This window comes from Listeria ivanovii subsp. ivanovii (genome assembly GCF_900187025.1).
Lineage (GTDB): Bacteria > Bacillota > Bacilli > Lactobacillales > Listeriaceae > Listeria > Listeria ivanovii.
This window is the reverse complement of the sequence record NZ_LT906478.1, coordinates 191,152-217,445: the sequence shown is the minus strand read 5'-3', so window position 1 is coordinate 217,445 and position 26,294 is coordinate 191,152. Positions and strand designations below refer to the sequence as shown.

Here is a 26,294-nt window from a genome sequence, read left to right as displayed (position 1 = left end):
AGCGCCCCTTTTTATAATTTCGTTATATCTAACTTCCCAGTAATCGCATCTGTCATCCGAATCATTCGAGCAATCGGCAAGACATCATGCACTCGTGTAATTGTACACCCTTTTGCAAAACCGTAAACCGCGGTAGCTCCAGTACCTTCCATTCTATCGTCAGGTGATCCTCCTAAAATTAGGCCAATGGTTGATTTTCGACTTGTTCCTAGTAAAACTTCATACCCAAGCGCAACAATTTCGTCTATCCGTCGCAAAACTTCTAAATTTTGTGCTGGCGTCTTAACAAATCCAAATCCCGGATCCAATATAATATGTTCATCTGGTACAGAAGCAGCCTTTGCAATTGCCACACTTTCCAAAAGATCCGTTTTCACGTCTTCTAAAAAGTTTTCATATTGAGCATTTTCTCGGTTGTGCATTAAACAGATTGGAACATTATACTGAGCTGCAATTTGTGCAATTTCCGGTTCTTTTTTCGCGCCCCACTGGTCATTTATCATATCAGCCCCGGCCAAAACAGCTTGTTCAGCAACTGCCGCTCGCCATGTGTCCACTGATATCCATATATCTGGCAATTTTTCTCTTATCGCTTTAATAACCGGGATAATTCTCGTTAATTCTTCATTTTGAGAGACTTCTGAAAAACCAGGTCGCGTAGATATTCCGCCAACATCAATGATTGCCGCACCATCCTCAGCCATTTGCACAGCACGAGCAACAGCTTTTTCTACATTCATATACTTACCACCATCCGAAAAAGAGTCTGGTGTAACATTTAAAATTCCCATGACCATACCTAAATGGTCCTTTTTCCATTTTTTCAAGTCCAAACACCTCTTTCCGTGATTTATTATAGCAGAATTCAGCAATTTTAGCGCACAAAAAAACCGATGCGGAAAAAGGGAGTAAACCGCATCGGTCAAAAGGGAGTTTGGGTTTTCATTCTAAAAAGGGGTAAAGAATGAAAATGTTTTGCTTGTTATTAGCTTATAATCATATATTAACCGAAGTTTCGGTGGATATGCTGTGACTTTTGTTAAAGTTTCGTGAGATTTCTTCGTTTTTCTTTTCATTTTTTGCATTAAAAACCAGCGTGGAAAAAGGGAGTAAACCACACTGGTCAAAAGGGAGTTTGGAATTTTCATTCTAAAAGGGGAAAGAATGAAAATGTTTTGCTTGTTGTTAGCTTATGGTTATATATTAACCGAAGTTTCGGTGGATATGCTGTGACTTTTGTTAAAGTTTCGTGAGATTTCTCGGTTTTTCTTTTCATTTTTTTGTACTAAAAAACCAGTGTGGAAAAAGGGAGTAAACCACACTGGTCAAAAAGGAGTTTGGGATTTTCATTCTAAAAAAAGGGGGGAAGAATGAAAATGTTTTGCTTGTTGTTAGCTTATGATTATATATTAACCGAAGTTTCGGTGGATATGCTGTGATTTTTCTTAAATTTTCGTGAGATTTCTCGGTTTTTCTTTTCATTTTTTTGTACTAAAAAACCAGTGTGGAAAAAGGGAGTAAACCACACTGGTCAAAAAGGGAGTTTGGGATTTTCATTCTAAAAAGGGGGAAGAATGAAAATGTTTTGTTTGTTGTTAGCTTATGATTATATATTAACCGAAGTTTCGGTGGATATGCTGTGATTTTTCTTAAATTTTCGTGAGATTTCTCGGTTTTTCTTTTCATTTTTTTGTACTAAAAAACCAGTGTGGAAAAAGGGAGTAAACCACACTGGTCAAAAAGGGAGTTTGGGATTTTCATTCTAAAAAAGGGGGGAGAATGAAAATGTTTTGCTTGTTGTTAGCTCATGATTATATATTAACCGAAGTTTCGGTGGATATGCTGTGATTTTTCTTAAATTTTCGTGAGATTTCTCGGTTTTTCTTTTCATTTTTTTGTACTAAAAAACCAGTGTGGAAAAAGGGAGTAAACCACACTGGTCAAAAAGGGAGTTTGGGATTTTCATTCTAAAAAGGGGAAAGAATGAAAATGTTTTGCTTGTTGTTAGCTTATGGTTATATATTAACCAACTAAAGAAAGTTTCCCCTGTGCATTTGATTAGAAAATAGTAAGAAATCTATTTATTTCTTTTAATAAATAAAAAAAGCAACATGCCTAGGATTTCCCCAAAACACATCGCTTCGCCTCATTAATCTTCAAAATTATAAAGCGGTGTACTTAAGTAGCGTTCACCATTACTTGCAACGATAGCTAGAACTTTTTTTCCTGCTCCAAGTTCTTTAGCTAAATCAAGTGCAGCTTTAATTGTTGCTCCTGAAGAAATACCAACCAGAATACCTTCTTTTTTGGCTACTTCACGCGCTGTTTCTAAAGCATCTTCACTAGAAACTTTTAAAATACCATCATAGACTTTTGTATCTAGTGTATCCGGGACAAAGCCAGCACCAATTCCTTGGATTTTATGTGGGGATGGGGATCCACCACTAAGTACTGGAGATTCTTCCGGCTCTAGTGCGTAAATTTTTACATCAGGATAATTTTTCTTAAGTACATGTCCTACACCGGTTACTGTTCCACCGGTTCCAACGCCTGCGATAAAAGCATCCAGACCATCTTTACCGAACTCTTCGACGATTTCTGGACCAGTTGTTTCTTCATGAACAGCTGGATTTGCTGGATTATGGAATTGTTGTGGAACAAAATAATTATTTTCTTTCGCTAACTCCTCTGCCTTGGCAATAGCGCCTTTCATACCGTCTGGTCCTGGCGTTAATACTAATTTCGCGCCATATGCTTGAAGTAATTTGCGACGTTCTAAACTCATTGTTTCAGGCATTACGAAGATCGCTTGGTAACCTTTCGCTGCTGCAACCATCGCAAGACCAATCCCAGTGTTTCCGCTTGTTGGCTCAATAATTGTATCGCCTGGTTTTAAAGCACCAGACTTTTCAGCGTCTTCAATCATCGCATTTGCAATACGGTCCTTCACGCTGCCACCTGGATTTTGGAATTCTAGTTTTACATATACATCTGCGCTACCTGTTTCTGGTAAGCGGTTAAGTTTTACAATAGGTGTCTTTCCAATTAAATCAGTTATTGAATTTACAATTGTCATTATTAAAGCACTCCTATCTTTTTAGGTCTTTCATATAGTTTAATTAATTCCGACCTATTTTGTCAAATTTAAGGCTTAAAAAAAGAAGCACTCTCATAGAGCGCTCCTTTTTGGTTTATTTTGCTTCTTCGTATAGTTTTTCTAATTCTTGTTCTGAGAAATCATATGTGTTACGACAAAAATGACATTCTGCTTCTGCTCCGTGGTCTTCTTCAATCATGGAGCGGATTTCTTCTTTTCCTAGAGAAATTATTGCACTACCAAACCGCTCTTTAGAACAATTACATTCAAAAGCTACCGGGATTTTTTCTAAAATTTGTAGTTTTTCTTCGCCACCAGCTAACTTGACTAAAATCGTTTCTGGTGTTTCTCCTGCTTCAATCATTCTAGATACGGTTGGTAAGGTAGTTAGATTTTTTTCGATTTCATCAATGATTTCATCAGTCGCGCCAGGAAGAAGTTGCAGCATGAAACCACCAGCTGCTTCGATTGAGTCATCTGGATTCACTAAAACACCTACTCCTACTGAAGAATTGATTTGTTCGGAAGTAGCTAGATAATAGGTGAAATCTTCGCCAATTTCCCCGGAAACGATTGGAGTTTGTCCTGTGAAGTTTTCCCCAAAACCTAAATCTTTTACAACAGAAAGCATTCCAGATGTTCCTACACCACGACGAACGTCCAGTTTTCCAGCTTCGTTAAGTTCACTGAAATGAACATGTGGATTAGTTACAAAGCCACGAATTTGGCCTTGCGCATTGCTATCAGCTACAATTGGACCGATTGGACCATCACCTTCTATTTTTACCGTGATTTTTTGATCTTCTTTTTGCATCGCTCCGAGAAATAATGTTCCAGTCATTGTTCTACCAAGCGCTGCGGAAGAAACGGACCAAGTGTCATGTCTTCTTTGCGCTTCTTTGATTGTTTCTGTTGTTACTGCTGCATATACACGTGCCATCCCATCATAGGCTAGCGCTTTTACTAAATAATCACTCATTGTTTAAAACTCCTTTATTTTTCTGTTGTCGGTTTATTTCTTCGATACAGAAGTTCTAACCCTTTTAATGGTAAAAAAGGATCTAGAATATCAACTGTAGAAGATTTTTCTGTAATCATTCTTGCAAGCCCCCCTGTAGCTACTACTACCGGGCTCGAATTCGATTGTTTTTTCATTTCATTAATAATCCCTTCGCATTGCCCAACAAATCCATAGAAAACACCAGCTTGCATGGAAGAAACTGTTGATTTCCCGATGATTTGACTTGATTCAGCAATATCTACTCGAGGAAGTTTGGCAGCTCTATTATATAAAGCTTCTGTAGAGATCATAATACCTGGCGCAATTGCACCGCCTTGATATACGCCCGATTCATCGATATAGCAAAAGGTAGTTGCTGTTCCAAAATCAACAACGATTACTGGTGTTCCGTATTCTTCTGATGCAGCTACGGCATTTACAATACGGTCAGCACCAATTTCTCGTGGATTATCGACTTTAACGTTAAGACCAGTTTTGATTCCTGGTCCTACAATTAGTGGCCGAATATTAAAGTAACGTACACACATAGTTTCCATAGCGTGCATGATTGGTGGAACGACGGACGAAATAATAATTCCTTGAATATCAGAAGGAGTTATATTTGCATAGGAAAAAAAATTTAAAACTGTCATACCAAGCTCATCAGATGTCCGGTGACGGTCAGTTGTCATGCGCCAATGTTTTAAAAGTTTTTGGTCGTTATAAACGCCGACAGTACAGTTAGTATTTCCAACATCAATTACAAGTATCATAAGTTTGAATACCGTCCTTTAGTAGGTTTTTCTAACGTATCATATCATGTTTTAATCTAAAAACCGAATAATATGGCTTCAAAAAAGAGACTGGAATAACCCAGCCTCTTTGATTTTATTCGTCTTTTTTATCGTTTGGAGTTTGCTCAATATTCGGAGCATCTTCTGAAGGAACCTCTTTTGGTTCATCTTGCTTTTCAACTGCATTTTCATCCTGTATTAAATCTTCTTTTTCTTCTTCAAAAGATTTTCCAGCTAGTTCATCTTCTTTTTCAGAAGGATACTCTACTTCCGCGTCAATCGTATCAATATCTGGAGGCATTACACCGTCATCAAATAGGGAACGAATTTGGCGAGCATCTAAAGTTTCTACTTTTAGTAATGTTTCCGCGATAAGTTTGTGTTGTTCCTGGTGTTCAGTAATGATTGTTTTAGCGCGGTCATAACAGTAGCGAATTAAGCTTTGAACTTCTGTATCGATTTCGTAAGCGATTTTGTCGGAATAACCTTTATCATTACCGAAATCGCGGCCCATGAATACTTGACCATTACCAGAAGTAAATTGAAGTGGTCCAATCTTATCACTCATACCCCACTCAGTTACCATGCGACGAGCAAGTTCAGTTGCACGTTCGAAGTCATTACTAGCACCAGTTGTCACTTCACCAAACGTAACTTCTTCGGCTACACGTCCACCAAGCAAACCAGTGATACGGTCCATCAACTCGGCTTTCGTCATTAGGAATCTATCTTCTTTTGGAAGCATTACTGCATAACCACCAGCTTGTCCACGAGGGACGATCGTAACTTTATGCACTACTTCTGCTTCATCAAGAACCATTCCGACGATTACGTGACCACCTTCATGATACGCAACTGTACGGCGTTCTTTTTCAGAAATGACACGATTTTTCTTAGCAGGTCCAGCAATTACGCGGTCACTTGCTTCATCTAAATCGCTCATATCAATTTCTTTTTTATCAGAACGAGCGGCAACTAAGGCTGCTTCATTTAGTAAGTTTTCTAAATCGGCACCAGAAAATCCCGGTGTACGTTGTGCGATTGCTTTTAAATCAACGCTTTTCGCAAGTGGTTTGTTGCGAGCATGGACACGAAGTACTGCTTCACGACCTTTAACGTCTGGGCGATCAACCATAATTTGACGGTCAAAACGTCCTGGACGAAGAAGTGCAGGGTCAAGTACGTCGGCACGGTTAGTTGCGGCAATAATGATAATTCCTTCGTTACCGCCAAAACCATCCATTTCAACTAGTAATTGGTTTAGGGTTTGTTCACGTTCATCATGACCGCCCCCCATTCCTGCACCACGTTGACGACCAACTGCATCAATTTCATCAATGAAAATGATACATGGAGCATTTTTCTTTGCATTTTCGAATAAATCACGGACACGGCTTGCACCAACTCCGACAAACATTTCTACAAAGTCAGATCCTGAAATGGAGAAGAATGGCACGCCTGCTTCACCTGCAACTGCACGAGCTAGCAAAGTTTTACCAGTACCCGGAGGACCTACTAAAAGGACACCTTTCGGAATACGAGCTCCCAGTTCGGCAAATTTACGCGGATCTTTTAGGAATTCTACCACTTCTACTAATTCTTGTTTCTCTTCGTCCGCTCCTGCTACATCAGTAAAGCGAACTTTCTTCTTATCGTCATTGTAAAGTTTGGCTTTGCTTTTACCAAAGCTCATCACTTTACCACCGCCACCGCCTTGAGACTGGCTCATTAGGAAGAAGAATAGGATAAAGATGATTACAAATGGAACGATGGAAGTTAAGAAAGTAACCCAACCGCTATTTTGCTTAGCAGGTTCTACTTCCATTTTCACATCTTCTTTAGATACTGCAGTTTGTAATTCTTCCAGCGAAGTATCGCTATTTAAAGCATACGTTGTGAAAGCTGTACTACTTGTTTTACTTTGTCCTAGACCAGTTTTCTTATCATCAGAAGAACTTTTGTCGCTTGATTTGAATTCCCCTTTGATTGTATAAACACTTCGGTCTGGCTGTATGGTTAGTGATTTAACTTTACCATCTTCTAGTTTACTCATAAATTCCGTATAGCTAATATCTTTCGCTGCCTCTTTATTTGAATTGAACGATGCAACGATTCCGATTATAACAAGGAATATGATGACATAAAATATTGCATTTCTAAAAAACCTGTTCATTCCTTACCTCCTCCCACGCAAGAGCTTGGATTCTTACTTTTTCTGGATAGTTATCCCTTTAAAAGTTGTTTTCGACTAATAGCAAATTCCCCTGATTAATAAAAACACATCCGTTTAGCCTTTTCTCTCACGAAGTTATTCTATTATTAATTTAGATTTTTTAATATTTATTGATACTTTTTTCACCTTCGAAAACTAAGACTAATGATAGCATACCGAATCTATATTGCCCACTATTTTGCATGGCTGGCATGAATCTTTTTTCTTTTTGTTTTCTTAAAAAGCTAGCTATTATATTTTAGCAAAAAATGGTTCTGTTTGTTAATTGATTTCACTCGCTATAAATTTCTGGTTTTAAAATACCTATATATGGTAGATTGCGATAACGCTCTGCATAATCTAAACCGTAACCAACAACAAATTCGTTTGGTACTACAAAGCCTACGTAGTCTGCTTCAATTGCCACGTTTCGTCCTGCTGGTTTATCTAACAAAGTAACCAATTTTACTGATTTTGCTTTGCGATATTTAATAAGGTCTACTAAATAACTAAGTGTACGACCGCTATCAATGATATCTTCAATTACTAGCACATCGCGACCTTCTACTGATGCATTAAGGTCTTTAATTATTTTCACTTCTCCAGACGATACTGTGCCATTTCCGTAACTGGATACATCCATGAAGTCCATTTCTAAGTATGTGTCTACGCGCTTAAGTAAATCTGTCATAAAAGGAGTTGCCCCTTTTAATACGCCAACTACAAGCGGATTACGTCCTTCATATTCCGTTGTCAACTCACGACCAAGTTCACGAATCTTTTCCTGTAATTCGTCCTCCGATATCAGTACTTTCTGAATATCATTATGCATGCTCTCGTTTCCTCCTATATTTCGAGTGTACCTAATAATGTACTGCTTTTTGCTACGACTAAATTCTCGGTCATATCCAGACTTTTTCACGCCGGGGATCCAAAGAATCTTCCCAGTGTAGTCTGTTATCACGGGCAGATTGTCGCGTTCTTGCCTTGGTATTTTGGCATCGATGAAAATATCTTTTAGTTTCTTGCTACCTGTTTGGCCTTTCATCGTCATTCTATCCCCATTCACACGATTTCGGACGATTAAAGGAAGTGTAATATCCGCTGCATCCAGTAGCATTCCGTTTAGCCCATTGGTTTGAACAACGGAGCTCTTTAGCTTTAAACGGATACTTGCTTTGTTTTCTAATTCAATGTGATCATTTAGTTCTAGTTGATGATAAAACTCAGTGGGCGCTCGTCTGTCTCCGAATTGAAAGTGGAGTTCGTTGTAAGATCTTTTGACGACGAGTTTTTTGGGCAAATTAAGTGAACTAGATGGGTTGTCACTTTGAATCATCTGGATAATCTGATAGATATGATTTACCGTTATTAAACTAGCATCCTCATTGTACAGATATCTCAATAGTAAATGAATTGCGCGACGTTGTAAAGGATTCGCTTCATTTTTAAAGTTACTAAGTAAAAGTGTTGTCTGCTCAGCATTTTTGATAAGGTTTTTCTTCAGCAATTCGTTCGCTAAGTCTTCCAAAAACTGAAAATCTTCACTTGTTTCTTCAGAAAATCTTTCAAAATGGTTGTAAACAGCTGGATTTTCTTTGGTTAGAAATGGTAGGACCTCTTCCCGGTAACGGTTTCTAGTGTATTTCGGGCTAGAATTAGATTCATCTATTTCGTAAGCTAACTCGTGCTTATTAGCGTATTCGATAATTTCTGATTTTGTAATTGTTAAAAAGGGCCGAATTGCATAACCGCCTCGTATGCTACGTTTTGGCTGAATTCCTGACCAACCAATACTGGAGCTCCCACGAACTAGTCGCATGAGGATGGTTTCGATTTGATCATCCGCATGATGGGCTAGCACTAGTTTGTTGATGTTTTCTTTCGCCATTATCTTTTCAAAAAACTCATATCTTGCTATACGCGCTGTTTCTTCAATACCTTTATGTAAGCTTTTGGCGCGTTCATTCACATTTATCTTTTCCATAAAGAAAGGAATGTCATATTTTTCACAGTATGTTTGAACGATAAATTGCTCTTTTACTGCGTTTTCTCTTAACCCATGATTGAGATGAGCTACAGAAATAGCTTCTTTTGGGACCAGATTAGCCGTTTGCAAAAAATGCAGTAACGCCAAAGAATCCGGGCCGCCAGAAACTGCCACAAGCAATTTGTCGTTGGACCAGATTAAGTCATGTTTCTCGATATACTTATGTACTCGTTTTTCGATGTCATCCATTCAAGAAACCCTTCCTTCGAAATTCAGCTCTCACATTTTATTAAAAAGTGCACCGTATTAATGATCCAATACGGTGCATCCTTCTATAATTTAAAATTAATTTAAGGTGTTAGCCCCGTTTCGCGCCTCGGCCACCACGTTTGGATTCTGTTTGGCGTTTGATAGTTGTTAATCTTTCGTCACTATCTTTCAAGAATTTAGACATTATATCTTCAAAGCTCTCGGCTGGTTTTACATAGTTTCCAGCAGTTTTTTTGCTGTATTTTGGTTTACGATCATAACTTTTTTCTGGGCGGTCCGGACGATCTACCGCTTTACGAATGGACAGACCAATCTTCCCATCATCACCAATATTCATTACTTTGACAGTAACTTCATCCCCTACAGTTAGGATGTCATTAATATCCTTAACATAGTTATCTGCAACCTCACTAATATGGACTAAACCTGTTTTGCCCCCTTCTAACTCCACAAATGCTCCAAAATTAGTAATCCCAGTAACTTTCCCTTGTAACTTGTTGCCTACTTCGATCGACATAAAAAAATGCGTCCTCCTTAAAATATCACTCTATTGCTTAATTATAGCTATAATAAAAAGAGTGTCAAACAGTCAAACTCGTAATCTCCAAAAAATGCACAACTTAATTTTCCCTTTGATTCTATTATGGAGAATATTGGTTCCACTTCGACTTACTCTTTTTGTTTCGAATTTTCTTCAGGAATGTTGAAAATAATTTCTCCATCTTTAGATAAATAATATTCACTTCTAGCTAGTTTGGCTATGTATTCGTCATTATGAAGCTTCTTGATTTGATCGTTTAGTGCTTGTTCTTCATCTTTCATTGCAACCATTTTCTTATCTACTTCTACTTGTTTTTCTTTCTTATCTTTTAGTGATAAAACTTGTTGCGTGTAAGTTATAGTTAGTAATCCCCCAACAACGGCAAAGATAATAGCCATAAAAGCAAGTCTACGGAACAGGGCAATACGACGACGGTTACGAGTTTTTTTCATTGTTGCAGTATCTTTAATGTAGCGATTTTCTATTCTCGCTACTTTTGTTTTAGCTTTTTTCATACATCGTCCCTCCCATGTTCTTATTTGCTCTTAGTCTGTGAAATTCGGTAGAGAAAAAAACGTTTCTTGTTTAAAATGATATCAATAAATCAGCCATTTGTCTATTGGAATCCGCTATTTTTATCATTTTTTTCTTGACTTTTTTACAAAAAATAGGTTATGCCTTTTTTGGAGCAGAAAAAAATCGTTTGAAATCGGCTTTAATTCGCCATTTCAAACGATTTTCCTATCTACTTTCGTCAGTACGTTCTTCTTTAATAATTGTGTACATTTCTGTCGCTTGTTCTTTTTTTGCATTCTCTTCTAAGCGTTCGATTTTTGCTGTAACAATTTTCGGACCAAAACGGATAACTAACTCGTCACCAGACTTCACATTGGTTCCTGGTTTTGCAGTTACACCGTTAACAGCGATGCGTCCTTTTTCTGCCACTTCTTTAGCTACTGTACGACGTTTAATTAATCTAGATACTTTTAAAAATTTATCTAATCGCATAGTTGTTGCCATTTTATTCACCTACTTTTTTTATTTTCGCGCCACAAGTTTGCTAAGCGCTAGTAATTTAGAGCCAAATGGAAGGAAAACGAAATCTTTCGGTCCGAGCAATTTGTATCTCAATGCAAAAACGAGAAAAACCCCACCACCGAGCAGTGCACTAATTATTGCTTGAAACGCACTTCCAAGTCTTGTTTCAAACGGAACTAACCATTCTATTAGGCATGGAATTATTGCCATTAATATTAAGGCAGCGATAAGCCTAAGGAGCATTGATTTTTCAACAAACGGTACGCGGATGGTTTCTTTTAATGAAACGTAACAGATTAGCAAAACTACTGCTAAACCAATACATGTCGATATGGATGCACCTACTGTTGCGTAGTGTGGAATCAATACGCTTCCTGTAACCCATTTTACAACAAGTCCGATACCAACACCAATAGCTGGAACGATAATTTTTCCAACCCCTTGTAATATACTGCTTAACATCACAATTAAAGAACTGAGAAAAACCGCCGGCATAAATAATTGCAAGACGAAAGTTCCGTTTGGTGTTTGGAAGAGCATTTGATTTAAGGGGCGCATAATGACAATTAATCCGACTGTTTCCGCTCCTGAGAGAATGAGTGTGATTTTAATAGCTAATAGTATTGACCGTTTTAATTCTTTTTGTTGGTCTTGAACTCTTGCTGCGGTAATCATTGGAACGAGTGCAAGAGCAAGTCCAGTCGAAAGCACGAGACCAAGTTGTAAAATTGGCTGACCGCGGTCGTATATTCCTTTAAGTGATTTTGCTATGAAGTCTGGAATACCTGAATCACTCATTAAACGGTAAACTTGGAAGGAATCAACTAGTTGGAATAAAATCAACATCGAACTGACGACGCAAATCGCCATACTCTGACGAAGGAAATCACGGCCAATACCGATTTTCTCTTGTTTCTCAGCAAATACAGCTGGTTGCAACCCTTGACCCGATGCCAGTTTTTTATTGTAAAAGTGACGCAACACGAAGATTCCAGAAATACCCCCAAAAATAGCACCACTCATCGCCATTGATCCCGTGTCATATAAATCCAGCCCCATATTGAGCGCTAATCCTGCACCGAGAAGGATAATTGCAACACGGATAATTTGTTCTACAGTCTGAGATATTGCAGTTGGCACCATCTCTCCAGTGCTTTGAAAGAAACCACGCATAAAAGCAAGATACGGCATTAGCAAAAAGACGAAACTAATTACTCGAATAAGCTCGGAAAGCGCTACATCTCCCATCATCATTGCTATCAAGTCAGCGAATAAGAATAAGAAGATGAACATAGTGATACTTATAATTCGAAGCATCCTAAAGACAGCACGCATAATAATTTGCTGTCGTCTTAAATCACCATTTGCTTCAGCTAACATTTTAGAGATAACAACGGGAAAGCCGCCTAAAGCAAGGGTCATTGCAATCCCGTATATCGGGTAGACTTGTTGAAAAATATAAAACCCGACATCGCCAACCATATTTTGAAAAGGAACTCGGTAAACTGCGCTAAGTATTTTAGAGATAAGCGAGGCAGCAGTTAGCCAAGCTGCTCCTTTCATTAGACGCTTCATGGAACGTTCAGACACCCCGCCGCCTCCTTTCTTTTGTACTAATGGATTAGTTTTCGGAAGGTACTTCTTCTTTTAAAGCGCCACGAAGTTTTTCAGCTAAGCTTTTGATTTGGTAGAGCCATTCTTTTAATGGTTTATTTTGGACATTTACGGTGATTTTCAGTTGCGCACCTTCCATTCCAACACCAATCATCCGACCAAATTCGCCAATGATTTGCATCACGATATCACCACGAATTCCGGCTGTGCCACTTTCGGAAAATAATATAGTAATTTTGTTTTGTTCTTGTTTGACTGATTCAATCCCGACTTCAAGCGCATGGACTTTAAGTTCTGTCATCGTGAATAAATACTCGACTTCTTCTGGATATTCACCAAAACGGTCAATCATATCACTTTGCAGTTCTTCCAAATCATTCAATACTTCTATATTACGGAAACGTTTGTACATCTCGATTTTTTGGCGACCATCTGTAATGTAATATTCTGGTATATAGGCATCTGCTTGGATATCAATTTCGACTGGCACAATTTGCTTTTGTTCTTCTTTTGGCTTTTTCGCTTCAATCGCTTCTTTTAGCATTTGCGAATAAAGGTCAAAACCGACAGAATCAATAAAGCCGTGTTGTTGCGCCCCAAGGATATTACCAGCGCCACGGATAGATAAATCGCGCATCGCAATTTTGAAACCAGAGCCTAATTCGGTAAATTCTTTAATGGCTGACAAACGTTTCTCCGCTTCTTCACGAAGAATTTTATCTTTTTGGTACATAAAGTAAGCATATGCAATTCTATTCCAGCGCCCTACCCGTCCGCGCAATTGATACAGTTGTGATAGGCCCATTCGATCAGCATCTTGAACGAAGAGTGTATTCACATTTGGAATATCCACGCCGGTTTCGATAATAGTAGTGGTTACTAGAACATCAAACTCACCTTCAAGGAAACTCAAAATAACCGACTCTAATTCAGATTCACCCATTTGTCCATGCGCGATGGCAACTCGGGCATCGGGAACCATTGCAGAAATTTCATCTGCTTTTTGTGTGATTGTTTCTACCCGGTTGTAAAGGTAGTAGACTTGTCCATCGCGCGCGAGTTCTCGTTCAATCGCTTCTCTAACAAGAACATTATTTTGTTCCGCTACGTATGTTTGAACTGGAAAGCGATTCGCTGGCGGGGTTTCGATAACGGATAAATCACGAACACCTAGCATCGACATGTGTAGTGTTCGTGGAATTGGAGTCGCTGTTAGTGTTAATACATCTATTTTTGAACGCATTTGTTTAATTTTTTCTTTATGGGTTACACCAAATCTTTGTTCTTCGTCGACAATAAGCAAACCTAAATCATGGTACTCAACATCTTTTGATAATAGTCGGTGTGTGCCGACAACGATATCTACTGTTCCACTTTTCATCCCTTTTAACGTTTCTGTTTGTTGTTTTTTTGTCCGAAAACGACTTAAAAGCCCGATTTCAATTGGAAAACCTTGGAATCGCTCTTTCATTGTTTCAAAATGCTGTTGAGCCAGGATAGTTGTCGGAACTAAGAAGGCTACTTGTTTGCCATCCATAATTGCTTTAAAAGCAGCCCGAAGCGCAACTTCTGTTTTACCGTAGCCAACATCACCAACAAGCAAACGATCCATTGGGCGTGGCCGTTCCATATCTTTCTTGATTTCTGCAATAGAGCGCAATTGGTCGTCGGTTTCTTGGTACGGGAAAGCATCTTCAAATTCGCGTTGCATTTCTTCATCTGGGCTGAATGCATAACCTTTTTCTGCTTCTCGTTCCGCGTATAGCTTGATTAAATCGTCTGCAATATCCTGGACGGAAGCTTGCACTTTTTTCTTCACGCGTTTCCATTCCGTGCCACCAAGTTTATTTAATCTCGGGGATTTCCCTTCAGCGCCAACATATTTTTGCACTAAGTCAAGTTGGTCTACTGGGATAAACAATTTATCTTCACCTTGATAAACGAGAAGAAGATAATCTTTATGCACGCCATTAATGTCTAAAGTTTCCATTCCAACATAGCGAGCAATACCGTGGTTTATATGCACGACATAATCGCCCACTTTTAATTCGGAATAGCTTTGAATTCGCTCAGCATTAGATAGTTTTTGGTGTTTTTTTACCTTTTTTACTTTTTTATTGAAGAGTTCTGATTCGCTAATAATCGCTACTTTGGCAAGTGGTAACTCAAAGCCATTTTGGAATGTCCCAACGACAAATTGAACCTGCCCATATTTAGGGACGTCAGATTCTTTTTTTAGAAGCAGGCTTTCCATGTCATAATCCGCTAGTGTTTGTTGCATTTTCTCTGCACGCTCTATATTAGGTGCTAAGATGACTACCGCATAATTGTTTTTATGCCAGCTTTCTAATTCTGTTTTGAGCACATTCATTTGACCATGAAATTGTTGCATCTGTTTGTAGACAATATTCGTTGTTTTCGATACCCGCATGCTCGCCATTTGTTTTTGAAAAAGGGATAAATAGATTTTTGGCGAGTGATTTTCGTCGAGTAATTTTTTGAAAGAATGGCTTACCCGAACATCACGTACGGTCTCCATACGACTTAGTGTCTCCGTCTGCCATTCTGCTTCTTCTTTTTCTAAGCTTTCTTCGGTTTCTAATATACGCCCAAATTCATCTAGTAAAATTGCAGTATTTTTCGGAAAATAGTCAAAAAGTGATGCTGGATCAGGATAGGCTAAACCTATGTATTTGAAAAACATATCTGGTTTTACACCAGAACGCAACATTTCTAAATCTTCTTCTAAATTTTCAACAAGTGCTTGTTTGTCTTCTTTTTCTTTTAATTCATTCAAAGTAAGCATCATTTTTTTCTCAAGACGTTTGACAATATCTGGGTAATAGCTTTGATCTAAAATGATTTCTGTCGCTGGTAGTAAGTGGAATTCTTCTACACGAGAGGTAGAGCGCTGTGTTTCGACATCAAAGAAACGAAGCGAATCCACTTCGGTATCAAATAGTTCTATTCTAATTGGAAATTCTTCCGTAATTGGGTAAATATCTATAATCCCACCACGAACGCTAAATTCTCCTGGCGTGTTAACCATCCCACTCATCGTATAGCCCATGGTAACCAATTTTTGGCGCAAAACTTCTGGATCAATTTCTTCGCCTTCTACGATGGATACATTAAAGTGTTTCCAAAGAGATACTGGCGGGAGCATCTTTCTGAGCCCTGCAACCGGAACAATCACTATTCCAGATTTTCCAGAAATCAAAAAATCTAACGCTTCAACTCGTTGACCTCTGAGTTCCGGACTGGAAATACTTAACTCGGAAGATATTAGTTCATCGGCCGGATATAAAAACAGACGGTCTGAATCCATCAAAGATAATAAATCATCATATAGCTTTTGCGCATGATATAAATTATGCGTCACAAAAACAACTGGTCGTTTAGATGCACCTTCCACTACACTTGCAAATAACGCACGTGAAGACCCAGTAAGCCCAGTAACAAGTTGTGCTTTTTCTTTTTCATCGAGCGCTTTTAAGACTGCTCGAATATCTGTTTGTTCATATATTAATTGTTGTAATCCTTTCAAGGGAAAACAGCTCCTTTTTGTCAGAAAATTCATTCTACGTAATGCGAAAGTGAATCACAAAGCCGAAAAAAGACCGAAATACGTGACAAAAGCATTGTCACGCCTCGTTTCAATCTATAAATTTTTAGTTTAATTATATTTATTCATTACTTCAATAAATGGTAGTTCCGCAAAATCTTCTACAGCATCTGCACTTTTTTGAATCGCTTCAATAATATCTGCTTGTTCCGATTTAGGGAAATCTCCAAGCACATAGTTAATAACTTCACCGTGACTTGGACGACTCACGCCAACTCGAATGCGGTTAAATTCCTGTGTTTTCACATGTTGGATAATTGATTTCATTCCATTGTGACCGCCCGCACTACCTTTTTGGCGCAAACGTATCTTTCCAACTGGTAAATCAAGATCATCATAGATAATTAGCACATCTTCCATGGGAATATTATAGTAATCCATTAGCGGTCGAATACATTCACCAGAGGCATTCATAAATGTTAGTGGCTTTACTAGTAACATTTTTTCACCATTAACATTGATTTCACTAACCATTCCATTAAACTTAGCTTTTTTCCAAGGGGTTTGATGACGAAAACTCAATTCATCAACTACCATAAAACCGACATTATGCCGGGTGCGTTCGTATTTTTTGCCCGGGTTACCGAGACCTGCAATTAATTTCATAGGGCTTCTCCTTACATGAACTAAACCACTTCACGAATGAACTGGTTTTTGTTTCAATGTTTTTTTGATTATAACATGAATTTGATTTGGGTGAAAGTTTTCCAGTCAATGCTTATGTTCGGCAATTTTATTTTCAATTATTTGCCAAGCTTTTTCATTTTCGACTTGAAATTTTGTTGTTTTCCAGTTTACTGGGGATTCGCCGATATATTTCGTGAAGCCAAACTTTTGATATAGATAAATCGCTTGATAGCTCCCAGTTTGAGTCGTTAAGTAAACAAAATTATTTTTATTTAAGCGGAGAATTTTAGTTAGTAGTGCTTTGGCAATTCCCTTCCCGCCATGGGAATCAAGCACAGCAACCCAATGAATCCGACTTTCCATTTCACCAAATGTATCCCCGTCCCAAAGCATTGCGGTCCCAACAATTTCTCCGTTCGCCGCTTGAACAAAAACACAACGTTTAGCTAATTTTTCTTTTTGATCGCCAAACTCTACTTTAAAACGCTCGCGAATTGCTTCTATGGAGACTGCTTGTCCAGTTTCTAATTGTAATTGACACCATTCTTCTTCAAGACCATCCTCATAAAAACGAAATGAATAGCCAACCGGCAAGCTAAATTCCGGATAATTCATGGCATCCTCGTTTACCATTGCAGCAGGTATATGCGGCACTGATTTATCAAGCATAAAAACGCCTCCTCTTCCTAGCTATTATAACAAAAAAATAAAGGGACGCGCATGAATTTGCGCGTCCCCGATTGTATTATCAAAAATTATTCTACAGGTTCTTCATCTTTACCGTGTAATGCTTCTGGTTCAGGCGCTTCCGCTGTGGTTGGTTCTTCTTCAGCACGAGGAGCAGAAACAGTTACGACCGTTTCTTCTTCTTCCACTTGAACGACATAATCTTTGTTTTCCGGAAGATTATTAGTAGTAAGAACATCACCAATTTCTAACGATGAAATATCTAATTCAATTGTTTCTGGTAATTTTTCAGGTGTTGCCGAAACTTTTACGTCATGGATAATTTGTTGTAATACGCCGCCAGCTTTAACACCAGGCGCATCACCCACCAATACCACGCGAACATCGGTCTCTACTTCTTCATTCATATCAACCGCTAGTAAATCCACATGTACTAAAGTGTCTTTTAACGGATCCACTTGATATTCATGTAATAAAACATTTAATTTCTTGCCGTCAACAGTCACTGCAAACACGGCGTTTCGACCATTGTCACGAACTGCCTTGATTAATTCCAAAGAATCAACGGAAACTGGAACATTTTCCGATTTGTAGCCATAAATAATTCCAGGTACTTTTCCTTCACTACGCAATTTCGTTACTTCTGAATGTTGCGTTGTTTCTCTTTTCTGGACCTCTAATGTTGTTGCCATAAAAAATCACTCCACTCATTCAATTTTGGTACACTCCTATTATATCTACCCTTTAGAAAAATAGCAAAACAAAGCAAAAGGCTGATTTCAAATAAAAGGTTTATAAATTCGAATAAAAGGTAAAGACAAAATAGCGATTATATCCTAATGCAGACGCTTTCAAACTGTACTATAACCATTTCGCAATTTCATTATAACAAGTTTTTAAAATTTAGGACGTTCAACGCTTCACAAATGAAAAAAACATGGTATACTGTACTAGTAAAAAGTTTTTTATAGGAGGAATTCAAAATGAAAGATCATCAAAAAATCATTTTAGTTGGCGACGGAGCAGTTGGTTCTAGTTATGCATTTGCATGTGTGAACTTAAGCATCGGACAAGAATTCGGCATCATTGACATAGATAAAGACAGAACAATCGGGGATGCAATGGATTTAAGTCACGCAGTCCCATTCTCTACCCCTAAGAAAATTTATTCAGCAAATTATAGCGACTGCCATGATGCTGACTTAGTTGTTGTTACAGCAGGTACAGCACAAAAACCTGGCGAGACTCGTTTAGATTTAGTAAATCGTAACATTAAGATTATGAAAGGCATTGTCGATGAAGTAATGGCAAGTGGTTTTGATGGTATTTTCCTAATCGCATCAAACCCTGTGGATATTTTAACTTACGCGACATGGAAATTTTCTGGACTTCCTAAAGAACGAGTTATCGGTTCTGGAACAAGTTTAGATACAGCGCGCTTCCGTATGTCAATTGCCGATTATTTAAAAGTGGATGCTCGTAATGTCCATGGCTATATTCTAGGTGAACACGGTGATACCGAATTCCCAGCTTGGAGACATACAACAGTTGGTGGACTCCCAATTACAGAATGGATTAATGAAGATGAACAAGGCGCAATGGACACTATTTTCGTAAGCGTTCGTGATGCAGCTTATGAAATCATCAACAAAAAAGGCGCTACTTTTTACGGAGTTGCAGCCGCTCTTGCTCGTATCACTAAAGCCATTTTAAATAACGAAAATGCGATTTTACCACTTTCCGTTTACTTAGATGGACATTATGGTATGAACGATATATACATCGGCGCTCCGGCAGTAGTCAATCGTCAAGGAGTTCGTCACATTGTAGAAATGAATTTAAACGATAAAGAAAAAGAACAAATGAAAAAATCAGCTGATACACTTAAAAAAGTATTAGATGACGCAATGAAACAAATCGACTAGTGAGACTTCATCTTAAAAGCATGCGACTTTGCATGCTTTTTTGTTATACTTAATTTATTCGAAAGGAGACCACCTATGATTACTTTTGATCAACTGGATGCTGAATTAAGCGCTCTTCAAAACCCTAACACCATCAAAATTTTCCGAAACCACGGTTGTCCAGAAACTTTAGAGCTTTATGGATTAAAGATTGGTGATTTAAAGAAAATTATTCGCCGTGAAAAATTGAATAAAAATCACGAATTAGCACTCCAATTAATCGAGTCTAATAATAGCGACTTAATTTACCTTGGTTTACTTGCCGTGAACCCTAAAAAAGTAGCTGTTTCACAAATCGAGAAATGGAATATAGCTTTTCGAGATGCTTGGACGATGTTAACTTTTGGGCTAGCCTCCGTTGTAAGTAAACGTGATGACGCACTCACCTTTGCTAGGAAATGGATTAAAAGTGATGCTGATTTAACTAAATCAATGGGCTGGCAAATTTTCACAGAACACATCGCGACTTTGCCTGAAGCCGAGGAATTACTGGAACTCGCAAAAGAATCTTTACAATCTGAAACGAACAGAACTCGTTACTCTATGAATAGTTATATTATCGCTTGCGGAATTTATAAAGAGGAACTTTACACAAAAGCATTGGAAGCAGCAGAATCAATAGGTAAAGTATATGTAGATTTAGGAAAAACTGCTTGCAAAGTCCCAGATGCGATTACTTATATCGAAAAAGCCCACGCCCGTAAAAAATAACCAGCTATCCTTTGACTAAAAAAACAACTTAGAGGTATGATAAAAGAAAACTGGAGGGATTTAATAATGATTGTAACTACCTCACCAAATATTGAAGGCAAGCAAATTATCGAATATAAAAAAATCGTTTTCGGAGAAGTAATTACTGGTGTTAATTTTATGAAAGACATTGGAGCTGGCCTCAGAAACTTTTTCGGTGGACGATCACAAGGTTATGAAGACGAGTTAATTAACGCACGTGAGGAAGCTATTAAAGAGATGGAACAGCGCGCCAAAGATATCGGAGCAAATGCCGTAATTGGTGTGGATATCGATTATGAAGTACTTGGAGCGGATAATGGTATGTTAATGGTTACTGCATCTGGCACCGCTGTTGTTATTGAGGCTCAAGACTATTAATAAAAAACGGAAACCAGTTTTACTAACTGATTTCCGTTTTTTGTTTATTTTGGATTCATATACTGCTCAATTTGGCTATCAATATATAAATATTGACCTGATCGAAGCGTTTTTTCATAAATATCTACATATGGCAAGTTTCGTTTTCTCGCGAAAGCAATTTCTGCATCAATATCATACACGATTTTTTTGAAGTGAATGTCAACAACCCCTGCCTCAGTTATATCAATAAGCGCATATTGAGCTAAATTGTCTTTTGTTTTCTGATTCCCTCCACCTGGTAGTCCAACAGAACCAGAATTAATAATTAATTTATCATCCGCCGTCCTTCTTAACGACTGTCTGTGGACGTGCCCATTAATAGCAATATCGGCATCTGTTCCAGAAAACATCTTATCAAAGTGGGCTTGTTCTTCAGTAGCATAAATTGGAAAGCTAACGGAGTCAGGCATCGCATGAAAAACATCTATTTTTGTTTGCAGTACTTGTGTGGAGACTTTTTTTGGTAATGTAGAGAAATAGCGAAACTTTTCATCACCTAATAAATCGTAATCATACTTCACTAAATCCTCAATCATCCGTCTTTTCAAAGAATGATCAAAAGATTTCCCTTCTAAAAAGTCAATATATACTTGTTCATGGTTTCCAAGCACAAAAGTAAGCGGATTTAGTTTTTCTAACAGTTCCAAACAGATATCTATTCCGGACCCTTTAAGAACAATATCACCAACTGTTATATATTCCTCAACCCCCTCGTTCGCAGCATCTTTTAGCACTGCTTTTAGCGCTTCCACATTACCGTGAACATCTGATATGATTGCAATCCTTACTTTATCCATTGCGATTCTCCTTTCCCTTCGCAAGCTACTATTACTATTCAAGCAAAACCGCTTTACTCTTTTTAGGATAACTTAATGATGCTTGATGTACAATTTTTTTATGAATATCCCTTTTAGCAAATGACTCACTTTCGCACAAATGCGTATATTTAAAGTTCATTTTTAAAGCAGTAATTTATTTTTCCAGCAGATACTTTCGGGAAATATTAAAATCTTTTTTATCCAAAATAAGAATGAGAACAGTAGTTTCAAAATCATTTTTTTCATGTTTATTGATAATCACCTCTATGCTATCTGTTCTTTCTACCAAGAATCGCTTTGCTGGAAACACCATTATTTTAGAAGAGGAAGCTTTCCCCTTGCAATCCATCCCGCATTCAATCTTCTGCATTTTCACTTTGTTACTTTTTATAACATAGCCATCCCCCACACAACCATGTTTATTAATAGAAACATTAAGACAGTGATAATCACAAGAAAAAAAGCCCATTTTCCTCTTATACACATTTTATTGAACTCCCTTTTTATAAATTTATCCACTCGCATTACACGAGTGGATAAAACAAATTTGTATATAGTTATTGATCCGCCTTTTTATACCAAAAATCTATGAATCCTGCCAGTGTTTGCATCGAATCTTGTAGCCTTTCACCAGTAGGTTTATCTATATCTTTTTTCCACTTAGAATTTCCTTCTAAATAAGATTTTTTGGTATTAGCATTAACAATTTTATCGTAATCAGCTTGTGCTCTTTTAGCATTTTCACGTAACCACTCTTCAGGAGTATCAACGCAAAACTTTTTCACTTCCATGCTTTCTGTCGCTTGATAATTACACTTAATTGAATCTACATAATTTTCATAAACAGAGTGAAATCCTATAGGGTTCGAAACTGCAGTGAAGTTGTTTGCATGCATTGGTTGGCTACAATCCGTAAAGTAATGAATGGACAAGCCTAATTTGTAGAAAGCTGTATTGAGCTTATCCTCTTTATAATCTTGCAAAGCTTGTTTAAAATATTTGCCGCAGGTCTGTTTCGCATTTTTAAAACCTGGTAAATAAGTATTATCTTTAGTTGGGTTATAAAAATGCGATACAAACGTACTACAATCGTAATAGGGATTTTTATGGTCAGCATCAAATATACCTTGAGCAACTTCTTTATAATATTTGTTTAACATCTCAAGCAATTCCTTATACGCGCCATTGTTTTCTTTGGCCAATATTTTTCTTGCTTGTTTAAATAACCATAAATGCGTATTAGCCTTTTCGTCTAAGGGTCGTTCTGCTGACCAGCTAAGCTTATGAGGTAATTTATGTTCTATATTAGGTGTTTGAGGCTGCATCAGATGATCATCAGAGCAGGCATTTACTTTCATCAGAGATGCAGTCAAAGCAAAGATAAACACATATATACCAAGCGATATTTTGTTGATTCTCATAGCATTATTCTTCCTCTCATTTATTTCCTGAAGCGATTCAAAATTTTAATCACTTTTTCTTGTACGGATAATCTTAATAATTACAGCTAATGAAATAATCCCAATCGCTACTAAAGCATACATTAAGACCGTATTGTTTCCGGCTTCTTGATTTGTTTTTTCGCGCTCAGCACTTTTAGCAACTAATTTTTCCGATCCGCTTCTAGAAGGCGTATTTTTACCTTCACTCTTTTCTACTAATTTATTATTTTTGAGCGTACCTTCAGCTAGATTTGTTTTCGGCTGTTCCTTCCTTTTCTCCAAACTTTCCAATGGAATAATCGGCATTCCAGCTGGTATTAGAGAAGAATTTTCTGATTTTAAAGTACCAGTAGTTTTTTGCGGACTATGAAGTTTATTCCTACTTACTTTTAAAGTACTTCCTACTGTTTGAGTACTATTCGTTAGTAGCGATAGACCTTCAGCCGGTTCGGTTTTTGGGAGTATGGCTGTTTTAATAGTTTCATTTGTTTTAATTACTTCATTTGTTTTAGTTGTTTCATTTGTTTTAGATACTTCAGTTGTTTCAGCAGCTTTTTCAGCGTTATCTTGTAATTTCTTCGCTAAAGTTAATTGCTGCTCTATACTGTCTTGGAGTTGCAGCTCTTGCTTAGTTTTTCCAAGTGGATTTTTGATAATCTGCTCCTCTGCAAGAGTTCCATTTCCACCCGCAAAAGGCTTTTCAAGAAGAGGGACAAATGGCATAAATCCTACCTTTCTATACTGTTGTGATGTTTTTTTAGTTTCACCAATTGCAGTTACTTTTGGATTTAAAAGGCTGTCTAACTCGTCTTCTGAATCACTATACTCATCATCTGTATGGAATCCATAGAAATATGAACACGTGGGCGAATCAAGGCAACTTGAACTCTGTCGCTCTATGGCATTCCCCGCACTTCCTAAGTCCCCCCTCAATAAGCCGTCGTTAAACATAAATATTCCCATTGCCGCTAATTCTGCTCGAGTTGGCGGTGACGGGAACTCCAATGATGGATTAGCTGTTAACGACTGAGGCACATCTTCTCTAGATGGATGCAAGCTCGATTCTTCTCCAACTGACAGAGCCATACTTTGCTTTATACCCATTGCCGCTAGCTCTTCTTCGGTTGGTGGGGATGGGAACTCCAATGATGGATTAGCTGTTAACGACTGAGGCGCATCTTCTCTAGATGGACGCAAGCTCGATTCTCCTTCAACTGTCGGAGCTATACTTTGCTTCATATCCATTGCCGCTAACTCTTCTTCAGTTGGCGGGGATGGGAATTCCAATGATGGATTGGCTGTTAACGACTGAGGTGCATCTTCTCTAGATGGACGCAAGCTCGATTCTCCTTCAACTGTCGGAGCTATACTTTGCTTCATATCCATTGCCGCTAGCTCTTCTTCGGTTGGTGGGGATGGGAACTCCAATGATGGATTAGCTATTAACGACTGAGGCGCATCTTCTCTAGATGGACGCAAGCTCGATTCTTCTCCAACTGACAGAGCCATACTTTGCTTTATACCCATTGCCGCTAGCTCTTCTTCGGTTGGTGGGGATGGGAACTCCAATGATGGATTAGCTGTTAACGACTGAGGCGCATCTTCTCTAGATGGACGCAAGCTCGATTCTCCTTCAACTGTCGGAGCTATACTTTGCTTCATATCCATTGCCGCTAACTCTTCTTCAGTTGGCGGGGATGGGAATTCCAATGATGGATTGGCTGTTAACGACTGAGGTGCATCTTCTCTAGATGGACGCAAGCTCGATTCTCCTTCAACTGTCGGAGCTATACTTTGCTTCATATCCATTGCCGCTAGCTCTTCTTCGGTTGGTGGGGATGGGAACTCCAATGATGGATTAGCTATTAACGACTGAGGCGCATCTTCTCTAGATGGACGCAAGCTCGATTCTCCTTCAACTGTCGGAGCTATACTTTGCTTCATATCCATTGCCGCTAACTCTTCTTCGGTTGGCGGGGATGGGAATTCCAATGATGGATTAGCTGTTAACGACTGAGGTGCATCTTCTTTAGGTAGATGCAAGCTCGATTCCTCTTCAACTGATGGGGTAACACTTAGCGTTATCCCCATTGCCGCTAGCTCCTCTTCGGTTGGTGGGGATGAGAGATTAAAAGAACTAGGTTCACTTACCGAAGATTCCAATTCATTATTTTGCATATTGAAACCAAGAAGTCCAGGCGGCTCCGGAAGAGCAATCCTTAACCCCTCTTCGGTTGAAGACGATAATAAATCAAACTGACTTTGATTGCTAGATTCCTCATTATTCTCATTAGATTGAATTTTTTCCGATGTTTCTTCAGAAGTTGATGGATTCATCGTTCTAAGAGGCCCTGTAGCACCATGCGCAAGCGGCTTTTCTTCGGTATCAGCATCTTCCATATCAGAGTCTTCCATATCAGATCCTTCAATTGCTTTTCTTCTATTCTTTATCTTACCACTATTCATTGGTACTCTATTTTGCTCGTCGCTTAATATTTCTTTAATACTGCGTTTGGGGTGAAAGAGCACCGCTGGAACCTCATCATTTAAAGTTTCTTTAATATCTTGCCTTGCTACTTTTCCGGCTCTGCTATCGAGCATAGCCAGCAAAGCCGTTACATTGGCATTTTTAACTTTCCCCATTTTTTCGAGTTCTTGGAGATCCCTCTCTCTCGCTTCACTAATTTCCTCTTGCCCGAGATTGTTTTTTTCTTCCTCCGCTTTTCCTTCCTCTACTTTTTCTTTCGCCTCTTCACCATCATCCCATTCATCTGAGTCGATCCTAGAATCGTTATCATCGTTGCTTGTAACTACTGGCTTTATTTTGTCTGAAAGCCTCCTCCAAAATGATTGATTTGCTATTGATGGATGAGGCACAAGTTCTTTAGGTTGAAGCTTGCTAGATTCTTGCTTTTTCTTAGTAGTTTTAGTTTCTTCCTTTGATGATTTATTCCTCTTACCTTTTAATACTTTCTCAACGCAGCGTTTAAATCGTTTTCGCACAGACGGTGGCTTAGACTTAGTTACGGTTTCTCCAATATTCTGTCCTGGTTCTTTACTTAATCCGCTATCTGGCGTAGTCATTGAATCCGGGACATTTGCACTTTTAGCTTCACCCGTTTTTCCGAGTTCTTGAATATCGCGTGCGCACGCCTCACTAATTGCTCCATGCCCAGGACTGTTTCTTCCTTCTTCTACTTTCCCTTCTGCCTGCTCACCTTCTCCCTGTTCATCTGATTCAAGGTTAGAATTCTCATTACTGCTTGTAGATACTGTGCTATTACTTGCAAATATCACACCAGGATTAACCAAGATACAACTTGCAGTAAAACAAACTGCCATCATTGCACGTAAAAATCTATCTAGTTTCACTTTTTTACTCCTCCTCGCCATTCTCTAATACCTGCGTAAGAACAGTATACA

At 38.3% G+C, this 26,294-nt stretch carries 21 protein-coding genes; 3 read left to right on the top strand and 18 right to left on the bottom strand.

Going from position 1 to position 26,294, the window contains the following annotated elements:
* Window positions 1-11 precede the first annotated feature (11 nt).
* From folP to CKV67_RS00920, 14 genes are all read right to left on the bottom strand, one after another.
* Window positions 12-827 (bottom strand): dihydropteroate synthase, encoded by an 816-nt coding sequence (folP, locus tag CKV67_RS01005; RefSeq protein ID WP_014091751.1) that lies wholly within the window; start codon window positions 825-827, stop codon window positions 12-14.
* A gap of 1,322 nt (window positions 828-2,149) precedes the next feature.
* A complete protein-coding gene (gene cysK / locus CKV67_RS00980) occupies window positions 2,150-3,076 on the bottom strand; it encodes a cysteine synthase A (RefSeq protein WP_014091750.1) in 927 nt (308 codons plus the stop codon).
* Between the two features lie 115 nt (window positions 3,077-3,191).
* Window positions 3,192-4,076: an Hsp33 family molecular chaperone HslO gene (gene hslO, locus CKV67_RS00975; RefSeq protein ID WP_014091749.1), complete on the bottom strand. Its 885-nt coding sequence runs from the start codon at window positions 4,074-4,076 to the stop codon at window positions 3,192-3,194.
* Window positions 4,077-4,090: 14 nt separating this feature from the next.
* Window positions 4,091-4,870, bottom strand: coding sequence for a type III pantothenate kinase (locus CKV67_RS00970; protein ID WP_025279714.1), 780 nt, complete (start codon window positions 4,868-4,870; stop codon window positions 4,091-4,093).
* A 115-nt stretch (window positions 4,871-4,985) separates the two neighbouring features.
* On the bottom strand, window positions 4,986-7,064 hold the full coding sequence (ftsH, locus tag CKV67_RS00965; protein WP_014091747.1) for an ATP-dependent zinc metalloprotease FtsH: 2,079 nt from the start codon (window positions 7,062-7,064) through the stop codon (window positions 4,986-4,988).
* A 331-nt stretch (window positions 7,065-7,395) separates the two neighbouring features.
* On the bottom strand, window positions 7,396-9,342 hold the full coding sequence (locus CKV67_RS00960) for a bifunctional tRNA lysidine(34) synthetase TilS/hypoxanthine phosphoribosyltransferase HprT (RefSeq protein WP_077905819.1): 1,947 nt from the start codon (window positions 9,340-9,342) through the stop codon (window positions 7,396-7,398).
* Window positions 9,343-9,451: 109 nt separating this feature from the next.
* A complete protein-coding gene (locus CKV67_RS00955) occupies window positions 9,452-9,880 on the bottom strand; it encodes a S1 domain-containing RNA-binding protein (RefSeq protein WP_014091746.1) in 429 nt (142 codons plus the stop codon).
* Window positions 9,881-10,032: 152 nt separating this feature from the next.
* Entirely contained in the window at window positions 10,033-10,419 is a 387-nt protein-coding gene (locus CKV67_RS00950; protein ID WP_014091745.1) for an FtsB family cell division protein, read from the bottom strand.
* A gap of 226 nt (window positions 10,420-10,645) precedes the next feature.
* Window positions 10,646-10,912 (bottom strand): RNA-binding S4 domain-containing protein, encoded by a 267-nt coding sequence (locus tag CKV67_RS00945; RefSeq protein ID WP_279390601.1) that lies wholly within the window; start codon window positions 10,910-10,912, stop codon window positions 10,646-10,648.
* Between the two features lie 30 nt (window positions 10,913-10,942).
* Complete coding sequence (locus CKV67_RS00940) at window positions 10,943-12,532, bottom strand: putative polysaccharide biosynthesis protein (RefSeq protein ID WP_014091743.1); 1,590 nt, start codon at window positions 12,530-12,532, stop codon at window positions 10,943-10,945.
* A 31-nt stretch (window positions 12,533-12,563) separates the two neighbouring features.
* Window positions 12,564-16,103, bottom strand: coding sequence for a transcription-repair coupling factor (mfd, locus tag CKV67_RS00935; protein ID WP_025279712.1), 3,540 nt, complete (start codon window positions 16,101-16,103; stop codon window positions 12,564-12,566).
* 129 nt (window positions 16,104-16,232) lie between these two features.
* Window positions 16,233-16,787, bottom strand: coding sequence for an aminoacyl-tRNA hydrolase (gene pth / locus CKV67_RS00930; RefSeq protein WP_014091741.1), 555 nt, complete (start codon window positions 16,785-16,787; stop codon window positions 16,233-16,235).
* Window positions 16,788-16,892: 105 nt separating this feature from the next.
* Window positions 16,893-17,477, bottom strand: a complete 585-nt coding sequence (locus CKV67_RS00925; protein WP_014091740.1) for a GNAT family N-acetyltransferase — start codon at window positions 17,475-17,477, stop codon at window positions 16,893-16,895.
* A gap of 86 nt (window positions 17,478-17,563) precedes the next feature.
* Complete coding sequence (locus CKV67_RS00920; RefSeq protein WP_014091739.1) at window positions 17,564-18,187, bottom strand: 50S ribosomal protein L25/general stress protein Ctc; 624 nt, start codon at window positions 18,185-18,187, stop codon at window positions 17,564-17,566.
* Between the two features lie 291 nt (window positions 18,188-18,478).
* Between CKV67_RS00920 and CKV67_RS00915 the strand changes: the two genes are divergently transcribed.
* The 3 genes from CKV67_RS00915 to CKV67_RS00905 all read left to right on the top strand — a co-directional run bounded on the left by CKV67_RS00915 (window position 18,479) and on the right by CKV67_RS00905 (window position 20,569).
* The gene (locus CKV67_RS00915; protein ID WP_025279711.1) at window positions 18,479-19,420 is read left to right on the top strand and encodes an L-lactate dehydrogenase; all 942 of its coding nucleotides are present in this window, start codon (window positions 18,479-18,481) and stop codon (window positions 19,418-19,420) included.
* A gap of 75 nt (window positions 19,421-19,495) precedes the next feature.
* Entirely contained in the window at window positions 19,496-20,170 is a 675-nt protein-coding gene (locus CKV67_RS00910; RefSeq protein WP_014091737.1) for a DNA alkylation repair protein, read from the top strand.
* Window positions 20,171-20,236: 66 nt separating this feature from the next.
* Window positions 20,237-20,569, top strand: coding sequence for a putative heavy metal-binding protein (locus CKV67_RS00905; RefSeq protein ID WP_003718285.1), 333 nt, complete (start codon window positions 20,237-20,239; stop codon window positions 20,567-20,569).
* Between the two features lie 44 nt (window positions 20,570-20,613).
* Here the strand turns inward: CKV67_RS00905 and CKV67_RS00900 are convergent, their stop codons facing one another.
* From CKV67_RS00900 to actA, 4 genes are all read right to left on the bottom strand, one after another.
* Window positions 20,614-21,408, bottom strand: a complete 795-nt coding sequence (locus CKV67_RS00900; RefSeq protein WP_014091736.1) for a metallophosphoesterase family protein — start codon at window positions 21,406-21,408, stop codon at window positions 20,614-20,616.
* A gap of 175 nt (window positions 21,409-21,583) precedes the next feature.
* A complete protein-coding gene (locus tag CKV67_RS00895) occupies window positions 21,584-21,913 on the bottom strand; it encodes a hypothetical protein (protein ID WP_025279709.1) in 330 nt (109 codons plus the stop codon).
* A 73-nt stretch (window positions 21,914-21,986) separates the two neighbouring features.
* On the bottom strand, window positions 21,987-22,850 hold the full coding sequence (locus tag CKV67_RS00890; RefSeq protein WP_025279708.1) for a phospholipase C: 864 nt from the start codon (window positions 22,848-22,850) through the stop codon (window positions 21,987-21,989).
* Between the two features lie 45 nt (window positions 22,851-22,895).
* Complete coding sequence (actA, locus tag CKV67_RS00885) at window positions 22,896-26,243, bottom strand: actin assembly-inducing protein ActA (protein WP_025279707.1); 3,348 nt, start codon at window positions 26,241-26,243, stop codon at window positions 22,896-22,898.
* Window positions 26,244-26,294 lie beyond the last annotated feature (51 nt).

What these genes read in the sequence shown, in the direction of transcription:
- cysK (WP_014091750.1), bottom strand. Translation starts at nt 3,076, where the DNA reads ATGACAATTGTAAATTCAATAACTGATTTAATTGGAAAGACACCTATT.
- hslO (WP_014091749.1), bottom strand. Translation starts at nt 4,076, where the DNA reads ATGAGTGATTATTTAGTAAAAGCGCTAGCCTATGATGGGATGGCACGT.
- CKV67_RS00970 (WP_025279714.1), bottom strand. Translation starts at nt 4,870, where the DNA reads ATGATACTTGTAATTGATGTTGGAAATACTAACTGTACTGTCGGCGTT.
- ftsH (WP_014091747.1), bottom strand. Translation starts at nt 7,064, where the DNA reads ATGAACAGGTTTTTTAGAAATGCAATATTTTATGTCATCATATTCCTT.
- CKV67_RS00960 (WP_077905819.1), bottom strand. Translation starts at nt 9,342, where the DNA reads ATGGATGACATCGAAAAACGAGTACATAAGTATATCGAGAAACATGAC.
- CKV67_RS00955 (WP_014091746.1), bottom strand. Translation starts at nt 9,880, where the DNA reads ATGTCGATCGAAGTAGGCAACAAGTTACAAGGGAAAGTTACTGGGATT.
- CKV67_RS00950 (WP_014091745.1), bottom strand. Translation starts at nt 10,419, where the DNA reads ATGAAAAAAGCTAAAACAAAAGTAGCGAGAATAGAAAATCGCTACATT.
- CKV67_RS00945 (WP_279390601.1), bottom strand. Translation starts at nt 10,912, where the DNA reads ATGCGATTAGATAAATTTTTAAAAGTATCTAGATTAATTAAACGTCGT.
- pth (WP_014091741.1), bottom strand. Translation starts at nt 16,787, where the DNA reads ATGAAATTAATTGCAGGTCTCGGTAACCCGGGCAAAAAATACGAACGC.
- CKV67_RS00925 (WP_014091740.1), bottom strand. Translation starts at nt 17,477, where the DNA reads ATGCTTGATAAATCAGTGCCGCATATACCTGCTGCAATGGTAAACGAG.
- CKV67_RS00920 (WP_014091739.1), bottom strand. Translation starts at nt 18,187, where the DNA reads ATGGCAACAACATTAGAGGTCCAGAAAAGAGAAACAACGCAACATTCA.
- CKV67_RS00915 (WP_025279711.1), top strand. Translation starts at nt 18,479, where the DNA reads ATGAAAGATCATCAAAAAATCATTTTAGTTGGCGACGGAGCAGTTGGT.
- CKV67_RS00910 (WP_014091737.1), top strand. Translation starts at nt 19,496, where the DNA reads ATGATTACTTTTGATCAACTGGATGCTGAATTAAGCGCTCTTCAAAAC.
- CKV67_RS00905 (WP_003718285.1), top strand. Translation starts at nt 20,237, where the DNA reads ATGATTGTAACTACCTCACCAAATATTGAAGGCAAGCAAATTATCGAA.
- CKV67_RS00900 (WP_014091736.1), bottom strand. Translation starts at nt 21,408, where the DNA reads ATGGATAAAGTAAGGATTGCAATCATATCAGATGTTCACGGTAATGTG.
- CKV67_RS00890 (WP_025279708.1), bottom strand. Translation starts at nt 22,850, where the DNA reads ATGAGAATCAACAAAATATCGCTTGGTATATATGTGTTTATCTTTGCT.